Here is a 13,877-nt window from a genome sequence, read left to right as displayed (position 1 = left end):
CGTCAGGTCAGCGGCCGGGGCCTGGTCAACTCGTCGTAGACGCTGAGCACCTGGGCGACCGTGTCGTCCTCGGTGGGCCAGGTGCCGGCCTGCCGGGTGCCCATGTCCCGCAGCGCCTCGCGGCGTTCGGGGTCGCCGAGCAGCCGTATGACGGCGCCGGTGAACGCGTCCGCGTCCTGGTCCGGTACCAGTTCGGCCGCGTCGCCCACGAGTTCGGGGATGCCGCCGGTCCGCGCCGCGACGAGCGGCACCCGCGCGTGCAGGGCCTCCTGGGCGAGGACGGAGCGGGCCTCCCAGCTCCTCGGCAGCAGCGCCAGGTCGGCGGCGGCGAGCAACTCGCCGACGTCGTCGCGCCGTCCGAGCAGACGGACCGGCAGCTCCTCGTCCTCGATCCGCTGCTGGAACTCCGCACGCAGGGGCCCCTCCCCCGCGACGACGAGCAGCGGCACGGGTTCCAGGAGGCGCCAGGCGCGGGCCGCGTCCAGCAGCAGCTCGTGGCCGCGGCCCGGGTCCAGGGAGGCGACGGCGATCAGCAACGGCCGGTCGGTGGCGCCGAGTTCCGCCCGCACCTTGGAGCTCGGACGGTCCGGGTGCTCGTATCCGGCGGCCGGCCGGGGCACCGCGACGGCGGCGAGCCGGGCGTCCCGCGCGCCCCTGCCCCGGGCCCGGTCGACGAGTTCGGAGGTGGTGCCGAGCACGACGGTGGCGGCCCTGACCACACGGCGCTCCAGCAACCGCATCAGGTGCGCACGGGCCCCTTCGGCGTGCGCGTGGCTGTGCCAGGTCACCACGAGGGGCGTGCTGCGGCCGCTGAGCGCCAGGACGGCGCGGAAGGAGGCGTGCAGCCCGTGCGCGTGCACCAGGTCGGCGTCCGCGCAGACCGTGCGCAGCGCGGCCACGGACACCGGGTCGCTGCTGCGCGGCACGTGCACGTGCTGGGCGCCGACGCCGGTGAAGGAGTAGGCGCGGTCGGCCTCGGCGGGGGCGCACACCGTCACCCGCACGCCCCGGGCGACCAGGCCCTCGGCCAGCGACCGCACGTGCGCGCTGCTGCCGGCGCTGCCTCCGCCCAGCACCTGCACAGTGCGCAGCGTCGACTGACCGTGCGATACGTGGCTGCTCACGGGGCTCACGCGGCCGGGGCTCCTGGTTCGGCGTCGGGAGGGTCACGGGGAAACGTACAGAAGGTATCGAGCCGGGGTACAAAGCCGCACACGCTGTCCGGGCTCACGGCCCCCGGCGTCCAAGGATGCCAGTACGTACGGGTGTTCCGGGTCGGCGCGGGGTGCCGGGCGCCTGCGGGAACGGTCCGACAGCTTGACGCCGGATCACCCATAAGAGTGAAACCGGCGCGTCGGTGCCGCCCTCGGCGCGTTCACTTTCTCCCCGTGCGCGGCAGCGGGCCACCGCGAGGGCGTGCGCGACCAGTCCACCGCGCCCGTCGCACGCGACGGCGCCACACCCAGGGCGTGCGCCCCGTACCACCGCTCACCACCCGCTCCCCGAGCGCCCGGGGCAGCACCGCCGCGGCGACTCCCCTGACGACAACCGGCCCACCGCACGGCAGGGATGTGTGCGCGGGGTGGCGGCGCGGGAGATCATTTCGCCACCCTACGCACTTTCTAGGCGTCCGCCCGGGCCGCGGCGAGCAGTTCCTCGGCGTGCGCCCGGGCCGTCTGCGAGTCCTCCTGGCCGGCCAGCATCCGGGACAGTTCCCGGACGCGGTCCTCGCCCTCGAGCACCTTCACGCCCGACCGGGTCACCGAGCCGTCGTTGGTCTTCTCCACCAGCAACTGCCGGTCGGCGAAGGCGGCCACCTGGGGCAGGTGGGTGACGACGACGACCTGGGCGCTCCTTGCCAGACGGGCCAGACGCCGCCCGATCTCCACGGCCGCCTTGCCGCCGACGCCCGCATCGACCTCGTCGAACAGATACGTCGGCACCGGATCCGTCCCGGCGAAGACGACCTCGACGGCCAGCATCACGCGCGACAGCTCACCGCCGGAGGCGCCCTTGGCGATCGGCCGGGGCGGCGCCCCGGGGTGCGGGGCGAGGAGCAGTTCGACCTCGTCGGCGCCGGCCGGCCCGCAGGCGACGGTACGGCCGCCGACCTCGACGCCCTCGGGGTCCTCGGTCTGCCTGATGTCGAACGACACGCGCGCGTGCGGCATGGCCAGGGAGGCCAGCTCGGCCGTCACGGCGGCGGCGAACCGCTCCGCGGCCTCCGTGCGGGCGTCCGTCAGCGCCTGGGCCAGACCGCCCAGTTCGGTGCGCAGCGCGTCCCGCTCGGCGGTCAGCTCCCCGGTCCGCTCGTCGTCGCCGTCCAGTTCGGTGAGGCGCGCGGCGCTCCGCTCGGCCCAGGCGAGCACGGCGGCGACGCCCTTCTCGTACTCGCCGTACTTGCGGGTCAGCGTGCCGAGCGCGGCCCGCCGCTCCTCCACCGCCGCCAGCCGCAGCGGATCGGCGTCCAGGTCGTCGGCGTATCCCGCCAGTTCCCCGGCCACGTCGCCGAGCAGGATGCCGATCTCGCCGATGCGGTCGGCGAGCGCGGCCAGCGCCGGATCGTGCGACCGCACGGCCTCCAGGGCCCGCTGGGCGCCCGCGACGAGCGTGGCCGCGTCGATGCCCTCGGGGTCCTCCGGATTGCCCGCCAGAGCGGCGTGCGCGGCCGTCGCGGCGGCGGACAGCGCCTCGGCGTGGCCCAGCCGCTCCGCCTCCTCGGCCAGCTCGGTGTCCTCCCCGGCCCGCGGTTCGACCCCGGCGATCTCGTCGAGGCCGTAGCGCAGCATGTCGGCCTCCTGGGCCCGCTCACGCGCACGCGTGGTGATCTCGTCCAGCTCCGCGGTCACGACGCGGAGCCGGCGGTAGGCCTCGGCGTACTTGGCGAGCGGCACGGCGACGGCGTCGCCCGCGTACCGATCGAGCGCCTGCCGCTGCCGGGACAGCTTGAGCAGCCCCTGCTGGTCGGTCTGCCCGTGCACGGCCACCAGTTCGTCGGCGAGTTCGGCGAGCAGCCCCACCGGCACGCTCCGCCCGCCCAGGTGCGCCCGGGAGCGGCCCTCGGCGGAGACGGTACGGCTGATCAACAGCGCCCCGTCGTCCAACTCGGCACCGGCCTCCTCGGCCCGTACGGCGGCGGAGGCGTCCGCGGGTACGGTGACCCGCCCCTCCACGACCGCCTTCCCGGCGCCGATCCGCACCAGCGCCGGATCCGCGCGTCCGCCCAGCAGTAGTCCCAGACTGGTGACCACCATGGTCTTGCCCGCCCCGGTCTCACCGGTGACGGCGGTGAACCCCGGCGACAGCTCGACGACCGCGTCGTCAATCACTCCGAGTGACCGTATCCGCATCTCCTCCAACACGACCACGACCATACGAGGTTTTGGTGGCGCCGTGCGACGCCACCCCACCTATGGAGGGAGCAGGCCCGTCCACCCGTGTCCCGGGTCGGCGGTCCTAGTGCGGCGCCCCGCGCCACCCCGAGACCGGCAGCGCGAACTTGGCGACCAGGCGGTCCGTGAACGACGCGTGGTGCAGGCGGGCCAGCCGGACCGGTACCGCTCCCCGGCGCACCTCCACGCGCGCACCGGGCGGCAGTTCGACCGTGCGCCGCCCGTCGCACCACAGCACGCCCGGCGGGACGTGCGGCAGCACCTCGACGGCCAGCACGGAGTCGGGCGACGTCACCAGGGGCTTGGCGAACAGCGCGTGCGCGGAGATCGGCACCATCAGCAGCGCCTCGACCTCCGGCCACACCACGGGCCCGCCGGCGGAGAAGGCGTACGCGGTGGACCCGGTGGGGGTGGCGCAGACGATGCCGTCGCAGCCGAACCCGGTCACCGGGCGCCCGTCGATCTCGAGCACGATCTCCAGCATCCGCTCGGCGGACACCTTCTGCACGGCCGCCTCGTTCAGCGCCCAGTCGGTGTGCACGATGTCCCCGTTGCGGTGCACGACCACGTCGACGGTCATGCGCTCCTCGACCTCGTACGCCTTGCTGACCACCCGGTCGACGACCTTGTCGAGGTCGTCCCGCTCTGCCTCGGCGAGGAACCCGACCCGCCCGAGGTTGACCCCGAGCATCGGCACGCCCGAGGCACGGGCGAACTCCGCGCCACGCAGCAGCGTGCCGTCACCGCCCAGCACGATGAGCAGCTCGCACCCGTCGAGACACTGCGGGGTGGCCTCCCTGACGAGCTCCACCTCGTCCGGCAGCGGCAGGTCGCGTGCCTCCGCCTCCAGGACGCGTACGCCGATGCCGGACAGCAGCAGCCCTTTGACCACGAGCTCGGCACTGCGGATGGCGGCCGGCCGCCCGGTGTGGGCCAGCAGGAAAACGGTTCGAGCTTGGGTCTGTGTCAACGCGGCCCCTCCGCCACTGCACGGTCAACATCGGCCGGGTCCAGGGCGGGCGCCCCGGCACGCAGCCACAGAAAGTATTCGACGTTCCCGGAGGGTCCGGGCAGTGGACTGGCGGTGACGCCTTCGGCCCCCAGCCCCAGTTCCCACGCCTTCCCGGCCACGGTCCGCACGGCCTCCGCCCGCAGCTCCGGACTCCGTACGACACCCCCGCTGCCCAGCCGTTCCTTCCCCACCTCGAACTGCGGCTTGACCATCATCACCAGGTCGGCGTCCGGCTTCGCGCACCGCACCAGGGCGGGCAGCACCAGACCGAGCGGGATGAAGGACAGATCCCCCACGACAAGATCCACAGGCTCCCCATCGATCGCTTCGAGCGTCAACTCGCGTACGTTCGTACGGTCCTTGACGGTGACGCGTTCATCGCTCTGCAAAGACCAGGCGAGTTGTCCGTATCCGACGTCGACGGCGACGACGTGCGCGGCGCCCGCGCGCAGCAGCACATCGGTGAAGCCTCCGGTGGACGCGCCGGCGTCCAGTGCTCGCCGTCCCTCGACGACCAGCCCGTGCGGTACGAAGGCCTTCAGCGCGCCGGCCAGCTTGTGCCCGCCCCGGGAGACGTAGTCGGGGTCGCTGTCGTCGGAGGCGACGACGATGGCGGCGGCGGTCTCCACCTGGGTGGCGGACTTGGTCGCGACGGTCTTGCCGACGGTGACCCGCCCGGCGGCGATCAGCTGGCCGGCGTGCTCGCGCGAGCGTGCGAGCTTCCGGCGGACCAGCTCCGCGTCGAGACGGCGGCGTGCGACTCCTGCCACGTTCGGTTCAGCTCCTGTGTCGGTACGGCGGTGACTGCGCGGGGGGCGCCGGAGGTGCCGGACGGGCGTCGAGCGCGGTGAGCGCGTCGCGCAGCCCCCCGTGTACATCCTCGTACACCTCGAGGTGTCCGTCCGTGGCGAGGTGGTCGGCGTCACCGAGCCGTTCCAGGGCCGCATCGACGCGGGCGTCGCCGGTGGGGGTGCGGGGCACGAGCAGCGGGGCGGGGGCGGCGGGGTCGTGCCCGCCGGTCGCGTCGGCCGCCTCGCCGCCGGGCGGTGGAGCCTCCCCCTCGGGGTCCGCCGCCTCCTCCCGGACCTCCGTCCCGGTCACAGAGTCGCTCATGCCCAGACGCTACCGCGAAGCCCTGGGGTAACGTCGGTGGTGATGGCAACGATCGAGGAGTGCCGCAGCGCACTCGAAAGACTCTCCGACAACATGGCGACAGCGGAAGGGGACGTCCGCGAGGCGGCGGCCCTGGACCGCTCGGTGAGCTGCCACATCAAGGATCTGGACGTCACCTTCCTGGGCCGCCTCCTCGGCGGCCGGATAGAGGTGCGGGACACCATTCAGGGCCCGCCGCCCAAAAAGGCCGAGATCCGGCTCGCCATGACCGGCGACGACCTGCTCGCGATGGTCGGCGGGGAGCTGGCGTTCGCCAAGGCCTGGGGGTCGGGCCGGGTGAAGCTCCAGGCGAGCCTGTTCGACCTGATGCGGCTCACGAAGCTTCTGTAGCGGCCAGGCCGACGGCCGTGCCGTGGGCCGCCACACGCGCGCGGGCCGCGCGCGCCGCCGGCACCACCAGCGGCGTGCCGGTCTCCGGGTCCTCGATGACCTGGCAGCGCAGCCCGAACACCTCCTCCACCAGTTCGGCGGTGACGATGTCGTTCGGCGCGCCCTGGGCGATGACCCGGCCGCCGCGCAGGGCGACGAGGTGGGTGGCGTAGCGGGCGGCGTGGTTCAGGTCGTGCAGCACGGCGACGAGGGTGCGCCCCTGCTCCTCGTGCAGTTCGGCGCACAGGTCGAGGACGTCGATCTGGTGCTGGATGTCCAGGTACGTCGTCGGCTCGTCGAGCAGCAGCAGCGGCGTCTGCTGGGCCAGCGCCATGGCGATCCACACGCGCTGCCGCTGGCCGCCCGACAGCTCGTCGACGTACCGCTCGGCGAGCGGGGCGACGCCGGTCCGCTCCATGGACTCGCGCACGACCCGCTCGTCCTCGGCGGACCACTGGCGCAGGATCCCCTGGTGCGGGTAGCGGCCGCGGCCCACGAGGTCGGCGACGGTGATCCCGTCGGGTGCGATCGAGGACTGCGGCAGCAGGCCGAGTGTCCGGGCGACCTTCTTGGCGGGCATCGACTGGATGACCTGGCCGTCGAGGAGCACCCGGCCCCGGCTGGGCCTGAGCATCCGCGACAGCGCCCGCAGCAGCGTGGACTTGCCGCACGCGTTGGGGCCGACGATCACCGTGAAGGAGTTGTCGGGTATCTCCACCGACAGCTGCTCGGCGATGACGCGCTGGTCGTAGGCGAGGGTGACGTTGTCGGCGGACAGGCGGTTCACGGTGCTCCTTCGGTTGCTCACTGCGTTGCTGCGGGCGCTCATATCCGCCCGGCCCTGCGCTCGGCGACCAGCAGCCACAGCAGGTAGACCCCGCCGAGCACGCCGGTGACCACGCCGACCGGCAGCTGGTCGGCGCCGAAGGCCCGCTGCGCGGTCAGGTCGGCGGTGACCAGCAGGGCGGCACCCATGCACAGGGAGGGCACCAGGTTGGGGCCCGGGGAGCAGGTGAGGCGCCGGGCCAGCTGCGGCGCGGTCAGGGCCACGAAGCTCACGGGGCCGGCGGCCGCGGTGGCGGCGGCGACCAGCAGGACGGCACAGCCCATCAGCAGCAGCCGTACGCGTTCGACGCGCACGCCGAGGGCGTAGGAGACGTCGTCGCCCATCTCCAGCATCCGCAGGGCGCGCGCGTTGACGAGGACGACCGGGAGCACCACGGCGCACAGCACGGCCAGCGGCCCGACCTGGGTCCAGTCGCGCCCGTTCAGCGAACCGGTCATCCAGACCACCGCGCGGGCCGCGTCCACGAAGTCGGCCTTGGTGATCAGGTAGCCGTTGACGGCGGTGACCACCGCGGAGACGCCGATACCGACCAGGACGAGCCGGTACCCGTGCACGCCCTGCTTCCAGGCCAGCAGATAGATGGCCGTACCGGTGACCAGGCCGCCCACGAGCGCGCCGAGGGTGACCGCGGTGGCGCTGCCCGAGAACAGGACGATGACGGTGAGGGCGCCGGCGGCCGAGCCCTGGGAGAGGCCGAGCACGTCCGGGCTGCCCAGCGGATTGCGGGAGACGGACTGGAACAGCGCGCCGCCGACGCCGAGGCAGCCGCCGACCAGGAGCCCGACGAGGACGCGCGGCAGCCGCAGTTCGCGGACGACGAACTCCTGCCCCTGTCCGCCCTGGCCGACGAGCGTCCTGAGCACGTCGGAGGCCGGGATCGGGAAGTCTCCGGTGCCGATCAGCACGACGCTCGCCGTGAGCGCGGCCAGCACCAGCAGGACGACGACCGCGCAGGTGCGGACATCCAGGCGCAGGGACAGCCCGCCGGGGGTGCGCAGGGCCCGTACGGGGCGGGGGGTGCGGGTGGTCTTCACAGCTGGGCCGTCCTCCGCCGCCGTACGAGCAGGATGAACACGGGGCCGCCGATGATCGCGGTGACGACCCCGACCTGGAGCTCGGCGGGCCGGGCGACGATCCGTCCCACGACGTCGGCGCCGAGCAGCAGCACGGGGGACAGGACCGTGGCGTAGGGCAGGATCCAGCGCAGGTCGGGTCCGGTGAAGGAGCGCACGACGTGCGGGACCATCAGCCCGACGAAGACGATCGGCCCGCAGGCGGCGGTCGCGGCCCCGCACAGCACGGTCGCGGCGAACATGGCGAGCGCCCTGGTGCGGTTCAGGTCGGCGCCGAGGGCACGGGCGGTGTCGTCGCCCATGGCCATGGCGTTGAGCGGCCGGGCCAGCAGCAGGGCGACGACCGTGCCGACCGCGAAGAACGGGAGCACCTGGATGACGGTCGCCGTCGTGGCGGAGGCGAGCGAACCCACGGTCCAGAACCGCATCCTGCCCAGCGCCGCCCCGTCCATGATCATCACGGCCTGGACGTAGCCGTACAGCGCGGCGCCGATCGCGGTGCCGGCGAGCGCGAGGCGTACGGGCGTGGCGCCCCGGCTGCCGCCGAGGAACCACACCAGAGCGCCCACGGCCGCGGCGCCGAGGAAGGCGAACCAGACGTAGCCGCTCAGGCTGGTCACGCCCAGGAAGGTGATGGCGGTGACGACGGCGGCGGACGCGCCTGCGTTGATGCCGAGGATGCCCGGATCGGCCAGCGGGTTGCGGGTCAGCGCCTGGAGAACGGCCCCGGCCAGCCCGAGCGCCGATCCGGCGAGCAGGCCGAGGACGGTACGGGACAGCCGCTCGCCGACCACGACGTCGCCGTACGTCCCCGAGTCCTGGAACAGGCCGTGCCAGACCTGGGCCAGGGACAGCTCCTTCGCTCCGATCGCGATGCTCGCCAGGGCGACGAGCAGCAGTACCGCGACGGAGCCGAGGAGCCCAACGGCTTGCACACCTCGACGGGTTGGGGGCGCGGCGGCCGCCGCGCGCTCTTTTGGGGGACTGTCGACCAACACGAGGTTAGGTTAGCCTACCCTCTCCATTGGCTCGACGGTTCCCGGCGCCTCACCGGGTTCAGAGCCCCAGTCGCGCCAGCGCCTTCCCCCCGTCCAGCTCGCACGCGTCCTCGCCGCCCGCCGTCCACGCCGCCGCGCACAGCGCGCGCAGCCCGTCCAGCGCCTCCCCCTCGCCGTTCAGCTCAAGACCGGTGTCCGCCGTCGCCGTCCATCCGCCGCACCGGAAACCGTCACCCTGCCGAGTGATTTCCGGCTGCCCGGTGAGCAGCCCCCGCAGATCCGCGTCGACATACGTCGGCCGGTGCCGAGGGGGCGCGGCGAGCAGCTTCGCGCCGTCGGTCACCCCGGTCAGGACGAGCAGCGAGTCGACCCCGCCGTTGAACGCGCCCTCGATGTCGGTGTCCAGCCGGTCCCCGACCACCAGCGGCCGCTCGGCACCGGTGCGCAGGATCGTCTCGCGGTGCATGGGCGGCAGCGGCTTGCCCGCCACCTGCGGCTCCGCGCCCGTGGCGATCCGGACGACCTCGACCGCCGCGCCGTTGCCCGGCGCGATCCCGCGTGCGCCCGGAATCGTCAGATCGGTGTTGGAGGCGAACCAGGGCACCCCGCGCGCGATGGCGTAGCACGCCTCCGCGAAACGCCCCCACGCCAGCTCCGGACCGCCGTAGCCCTGCACCACCGCGGCCGGGTCGTCGTCGGCCGACTCGACCGGCTCCAGCCCGCGCTCGCGCAGCGCCGTACGCAGCCCCTCACCGCCGATCACCAGCACGCGCGCCCCTTGCGGCACCTGGTCCGCGATCAGCCGGGCCACCGCCTGCGCGGAGGTGACCACATCGGCCGCCTCCGCCCGTATGCCCAGCTCGGTGAGGTGTGCCGCGACCGCGGCCGGGGTGCGCAGGGCGTTGTTGGTGACGTACGCCAGATGCATCCCGCCCGCGCGGGCGGTGCCCAGCGAGTCGACCGCGTGCGCGATCGCGTGGCCGCCCGCGTAGACCACTCCGTCCAGGTCGAGCAGGGCCGTGTCGTACGCCTCGCTCAGGGCCTGTGCACTGCCTTCGGGCCTCGTCCTGACGCCCTGGGTCATTCCGCATCTCTCCTCATGAAACCCGTTTTCCCCCGATCATCCCCCACGCCACTGACACACGTACGATGCCGGGATGAACACAGCAGGTCCCCCACCGGCGACACCGCGCCCGGGCCTCGAACTCACCCCGTTCCGCGGGCTGCGCTACGACCCCGACCGGGTCGGCAGCCTGGCCGCCGTGACGTCCCCGCCGTACGACGTCGTCGTGCGGCCCGACGGCCTGCACCACCTCCAGTCGGCCGATCCGTACAACATCGTCCGGCTGATTCTGCCGCAGGCCGAAACGCCCAGCGCCCGCAACAAACAGGCGGCGGAGACCCTGCGCCGCTGGCTCTCCGAGGGCGTCCTGGCCGCCGACCCGGAACCGGCCCTGTACGTCTACGAGCAGCGCGACGGCGACGGCATGCTGCAACGCGGACTGATCGGCGCGCTGCGCGTGTCGGAGCCGGCGGAGGGCGTGGTGCTGCCGCACGAGGACGTCATGCCGCACGTGGTCGCGGACCGCGCCGCCCTGATGCGCGCGACCAGCGCCAATCTCGAACCGCTGCTGCTCACCTACCGCGGCGACGGCTCGACCGCCGCCACCACCATGATCATCGAACGCGTCGCCGAGCGGCCGCCGCTGCTGTCGACGACCACCGAGGACGGCTTCGGCCACCGCCTGTGGGCGGTCACCGACCCCGACGACCTCGCGCGCGTGCAGGGGGACCTGGCCCGGCACCAGGCCCTGATCGCCGACGGCCATCACCGCTGGGCGACCTACCGCCGGCTGCGCGCGGAACACCCCTCCCCCAGCGCCTGGGACTACGGTCTGGTCCTCCTCGTCGACACGGCCCGCTACCCGCTCCGGGTACGCGCCATCCACCGCCTGCTGCACGGTCTGCCGGTCGCCGACGCGCTGTCCGCCCTGGAGGGCCTGTTCCGCGTACGGCGTCTGGACCTGCCCCTGACGGACGCGCTGGAGGCGCTCGCGGACGCGGCCTGCGAGGGCAACGCCTTCCTGTTCGCCGGCGACGGCAGCTTCCATCTCGTGGACCGCCCGGACCCGGCCCTGCTGGCCCGTACGATCCCGGCGGAGCACCCCGCCGCCTGGCGCACCCTCGACGCGACCGTCCTGCACGCCACGCTCCTCGAGCACGTCTGGCGCATCCCCGAGGACTCCCCGGCCCACATCGCCTACATCCACGACACGGTCGCCACCGTGGAGAAGGCCGAACGCGACGGCGGAACGGCCGTCCTGATGCACCCGGTCCGCGAGGAGGTCGTCCGCGACCTGGCCCGCCAGGGTGTCACGATGCCCCGCAAGTCGACGTCGTTCGGTCCCAAGCCGGCGTCGGGACTGGTGCTGAGGGCACTGGACCTCTGAAACGACGAAGGGCGGGCCCCGGTATCCGGGGCCCGCCCTCTGCCTGTGACGGCCGGCGTGACGGCCTGACGGCCTGTGGTGTCCGTCAGTCCTTGTCGGCCGGGTCGGCGTTGCCGCTCTCGCCGGTCACGCCGTTCTCGTCGGTCTCTGCATTCTCGTCCTTCTCTGCATTCTCGTCGGTCTCGTCGTTCGCGCCGCCCTCGTCGAGCGCGTCGGTGAACTCCACGCCGTCCAGCTCGGCCAGCCGGTCGGAGGCGTCGGTGCTGCCGTCGCGGTCTGCCTCGACGGCCTTGGCGAACCACTCCCGCGCCTCGGAGTCCCGGCCGGCGGCAAGCAGCGCGTCGGCGTAGGCGTACCGCAGGCGCGCGGTCCACGGCTGGACCGAGCCGGAGGCCAGTTCCGGGCTCTGCAGCGTCACGATGGCCGCGTCCAGCTGACCCATGTCACGCCGGGCGCCGGCCGCGACGAGCCGCATCTCCACCTGCCCGGCCTTGTCGAGCTTGTGCACCTCCGGCGCCCCGGCCATGTCCAGCGCCTTCTCCGGCCGTCCGAGACCGCGCTCGCAGTCGGCCATGACGGGCCACAGGTCCACGTTCCCGGTCATCCGCCGGGCGGCCCGGAACTCGGCGAGCGCCTCGCTGTACTTCTGGCTCGCGTACGCGGCGAACCCGGCCGCCTCTCGCACGGCCGCGACGCGGGACGCCAGGCGCAGGGCCACCCTGGAGTAGCCGTAGGCGCCCTCGGGGTCCTCGTCGATGAGCCGGGCGACCATCACCAGGTTCTTGGCGACGTCCTCGGCGAGCGTCTTGGGCAGGCTCTGCAGCTCCTGCCGCACGTCCTTGTCGATCTCCTCGCCCGTGACGTCCTCCGGGATCGGCAGCCGCTTGATCGGCTCCCGGTCCCGGTCACGGTCGTCGCGGAAACGCCCGCCGCCGTGCCGGTCGTCACGGCCGCCCCGGAAACCACCCGGGCGTCCACCCCGGTCGTCCCGACGCGGGCCGCGCCCACCACGGTCGTCACGACCACGGAAGCCACCGCGGTCACCGCGCTCGCCGCGGTCGAAGTCACGGCGGTCATCGCGACGGTCACCGCGGTCGAAGTCACGACGGTCGTCCCGGCGGTCGTCCCTCCGGTGGTCCCGGCGGTCGTCACGGCGGTCGCTGCGCTCGAAATCGCGGCGGCCGTCACGGCGGTCGCCGCGGTCGAAGTCGCGGCGCTCGTCCCTCCGGTCGTCGCGGCGGTCATCGCGGCGGTAGGTGGGACGGTCGCCCTCACGGCGGTCGTCGCGGCGGTAGGTGGGGCGGTCGCCCTCACGGCGGAAGCCGCGGTCGCGGTCGTCGCGACGGCCGAAGCCCCCGCGGTCACCGTCCCGCCGGTCATCACGCCGGTCGTCACGGCGGTCGTCACGGCGGTCGTCACGGCGGAAACCGCCACGATCCCCGCGCTCGCCCCGCTCGGGCCGATCGCCGCGCTCGGGCCTGTCGTCACGACGGAAACCACCACGGTCCTCACGACGGCCGAAACCACCACGGTCGTCGTCGCGACGGAAGCCTCGGCGGTCATCACGGCGCTCGCCCCGGTCGTCACGACGGTCACCGCGGTCAAAGTCCCGACGCTCGTCGCGGCGGTCACCGCGGTCAAAGTCCCGACGCTCGTCGCGGCGGTCGCCGGGGTCGAAGTCGCGGCGCTCGTCCCTCCGGTCGTCGCGGCGGTCGTCGCGGCGGTAGGTGGGGCGGTCGCCCTCGCGGCGGAAGCCGCGGTCGCGGTCGTCGCGACGGCCGAAGCCCCCGCGGTCACCGTCCCGCCGGTCATCACGCCGGTCGTCACGGCGGTCGTCACGGCGGTCGTCACGGCGGTCGTCACGGCGGTCGTCACGGCGGTCGTCACGGCGGTCGTCACGGCGGAAACCGCCACGATCCCCGCGCTCGCCCCGCTCGGGCCGATCGCCGCGCTCGGGCCTGTCGTCACGACGGAAACCACCACGGTCCTCACGACGGCCGAAACCACCACGGTCGTCGTCGCGACGGAAGCCTCGGCGGTCATCACGGCGGTCATCACGGCGCGGTCCTCCGCGGAACCCGCCACGGTCACCGCGGTCACCACCGTCCCGGCGGCGCTGATCGCGCTCCGGGCGCTCATCGGGAGAGTTGGCGGACATCGGTGACTCCTGTCTTCTGTACGGGAAATGCGAAAAGGACCCCTGGTCCCAGCTGAACGCTGGTGACCAGGGGTCCTCCAAAGATTGCTCGGCGGCGTCCTACTCTCCCACAGGGTCCCCCCTGCAGTACCATCGGCGCTGTGAGGCTTAGCTTCCGGGTTCGGAATGTAACCGGGCGTTTCCCTCACGCTATGACCACCGAAACCCTAATGGTTTCGAGCGAACAAGCACACTCTTCTGTTGTGAGTTCAGCTCAAAGCCGGCAACTGTTCGTTGCCTCAGAACTAACACAGTGGACGCGAGCAACTGGGGACAAGCCCTCGGCCTATTAGTACCGGTCACCTCCACACCTCACGGTGCTTCCAGATCCGGCCTATCAACCCAGTCGTCTACTGGGAGCCTTAC

The 13,877-nt window shown here is 73.2% G+C and carries 13 protein-coding genes and 2 rRNA genes; 3 read left to right on the top strand and 12 right to left on the bottom strand.

Going from position 1 to position 13,877, the window contains the following annotated elements; translation table 11 throughout:
* Nucleotides 1-2 precede the first annotated feature (2 nt).
* From ACIQFZ_RS06515 to ACIQFZ_RS06495, 5 genes are all read right to left on the bottom strand, one after another.
* Nucleotides 3-1,133, bottom strand: coding sequence for a glycosyltransferase family 4 protein (locus ACIQFZ_RS06515; protein ID WP_402690754.1), 1,131 nt, complete (start codon nucleotides 1,131-1,133; stop codon nucleotides 3-5).
* A 489-nt stretch (nucleotides 1,134-1,622) separates the two neighbouring features.
* Entirely contained in the window at nucleotides 1,623-3,374 is a 1,752-nt protein-coding gene (gene recN / locus ACIQFZ_RS06510) for a DNA repair protein RecN (protein WP_365418564.1), read from the bottom strand.
* Between the two features lie 82 nt (nucleotides 3,375-3,456).
* Nucleotides 3,457-4,362: an NAD kinase gene (locus ACIQFZ_RS06505; protein WP_361416684.1), complete on the bottom strand. Its 906-nt coding sequence runs from the start codon at nucleotides 4,360-4,362 to the stop codon at nucleotides 3,457-3,459.
* Complete coding sequence (locus ACIQFZ_RS06500; protein WP_383060934.1) at nucleotides 4,359-5,174, bottom strand: TlyA family RNA methyltransferase; 816 nt, start codon at nucleotides 5,172-5,174, stop codon at nucleotides 4,359-4,361. The genes ACIQFZ_RS06505 and ACIQFZ_RS06500 overlap by 4 nt, the downstream gene beginning before the upstream one ends.
* 7 nt (nucleotides 5,175-5,181) lie before the next feature.
* Entirely contained in the window at nucleotides 5,182-5,517 is a 336-nt protein-coding gene (locus ACIQFZ_RS06495) for a hypothetical protein (RefSeq protein WP_376549102.1), read from the bottom strand.
* Nucleotides 5,518-5,559: 42 nt separating this feature from the next.
* On the opposite strand from ACIQFZ_RS06495, the gene ACIQFZ_RS06490 reads away from it, so the two are divergent.
* Nucleotides 5,560-5,907 (top strand): sterol-binding protein, encoded by a 348-nt coding sequence (locus tag ACIQFZ_RS06490; RefSeq protein WP_383060936.1) that lies wholly within the window; start codon nucleotides 5,560-5,562, stop codon nucleotides 5,905-5,907.
* Here the strand turns inward: ACIQFZ_RS06490 and ACIQFZ_RS06485 are convergent.
* Genes ACIQFZ_RS06485 through ACIQFZ_RS06470 form a run of 4 tightly spaced genes read right to left on the bottom strand, consistent with a single transcriptional unit; the run spans nucleotide 5,891 to nucleotide 9,948 of the window.
* Nucleotides 5,891-6,775 (bottom strand): ABC transporter ATP-binding protein, encoded by an 885-nt coding sequence (locus ACIQFZ_RS06485; RefSeq protein WP_383060938.1) that lies wholly within the window; start codon nucleotides 6,773-6,775, stop codon nucleotides 5,891-5,893. The genes ACIQFZ_RS06490 and ACIQFZ_RS06485 overlap by 17 nt on opposite strands.
* Complete coding sequence (locus ACIQFZ_RS06480) at nucleotides 6,772-7,827, bottom strand: FecCD family ABC transporter permease (RefSeq protein WP_402690753.1); 1,056 nt, start codon at nucleotides 7,825-7,827, stop codon at nucleotides 6,772-6,774. Before ACIQFZ_RS06480 ends, ACIQFZ_RS06485 begins: the two co-directional genes overlap by 4 nt.
* A complete protein-coding gene (locus ACIQFZ_RS06475; protein ID WP_402690752.1) occupies nucleotides 7,824-8,864 on the bottom strand; it encodes a FecCD family ABC transporter permease in 1,041 nt (346 codons plus the stop codon). Before ACIQFZ_RS06475 ends, ACIQFZ_RS06480 begins: the two co-directional genes overlap by 4 nt.
* 58 nt (nucleotides 8,865-8,922) lie before the next feature.
* Nucleotides 8,923-9,948, bottom strand: coding sequence for an HAD-IIA family hydrolase (locus tag ACIQFZ_RS06470; protein WP_365418543.1), 1,026 nt, complete (start codon nucleotides 9,946-9,948; stop codon nucleotides 8,923-8,925).
* A gap of 73 nt (nucleotides 9,949-10,021) precedes the next feature.
* On the opposite strand from ACIQFZ_RS06470, the gene ACIQFZ_RS06465 reads away from it, so the two are divergent.
* Nucleotides 10,022-11,314 carry a DUF1015 domain-containing protein gene (locus tag ACIQFZ_RS06465; protein ID WP_365418540.1) on the top strand — a complete coding sequence of 431 codons (1,293 nt, stop codon included), beginning with the start codon at nucleotides 10,022-10,024 and terminating at the stop codon, nucleotides 11,312-11,314.
* Nucleotides 11,315-11,399: 85 nt separating this feature from the next.
* On the opposite strand, the gene ACIQFZ_RS06460 is transcribed toward ACIQFZ_RS06465, so the two are convergent.
* Nucleotides 11,400-12,194 carry a hypothetical protein gene (locus ACIQFZ_RS06460; RefSeq protein WP_402690836.1) on the bottom strand — a complete coding sequence of 265 codons (795 nt, stop codon included), beginning with the start codon at nucleotides 12,192-12,194 and terminating at the stop codon, nucleotides 11,400-11,402.
* Between the two features lie 54 nt (nucleotides 12,195-12,248).
* On the opposite strand from ACIQFZ_RS06460, the gene ACIQFZ_RS06455 reads away from it, so the two are divergent.
* Nucleotides 12,249-13,478: a hypothetical protein gene (locus ACIQFZ_RS06455; protein WP_402690843.1), complete on the top strand. Its 1,230-nt coding sequence runs from the start codon at nucleotides 12,249-12,251 to the stop codon at nucleotides 13,476-13,478.
* Between the two features lie 80 nt (nucleotides 13,479-13,558).
* Here ACIQFZ_RS06455 and rrf read toward each other — a convergent pair.
* Nucleotides 13,559-13,675 (bottom strand): 5S ribosomal RNA (rrf, locus tag ACIQFZ_RS06450).
* Nucleotides 13,676-13,780: 105 nt separating this feature from the next.
* A 23S ribosomal RNA gene (locus tag ACIQFZ_RS06445) occupies nucleotides 13,781-13,877 on the bottom strand; the annotation flags it as partial.

Source organism: Streptomyces sp. NPDC093064, assembly GCF_044754605.1.
In the GTDB taxonomy this organism is placed as follows: Bacteria; Actinomycetota; Actinomycetes; order Streptomycetales; family Streptomycetaceae; genus Streptomyces.
This window is presented reverse-complemented; position numbering and strand designations above follow the sequence as displayed.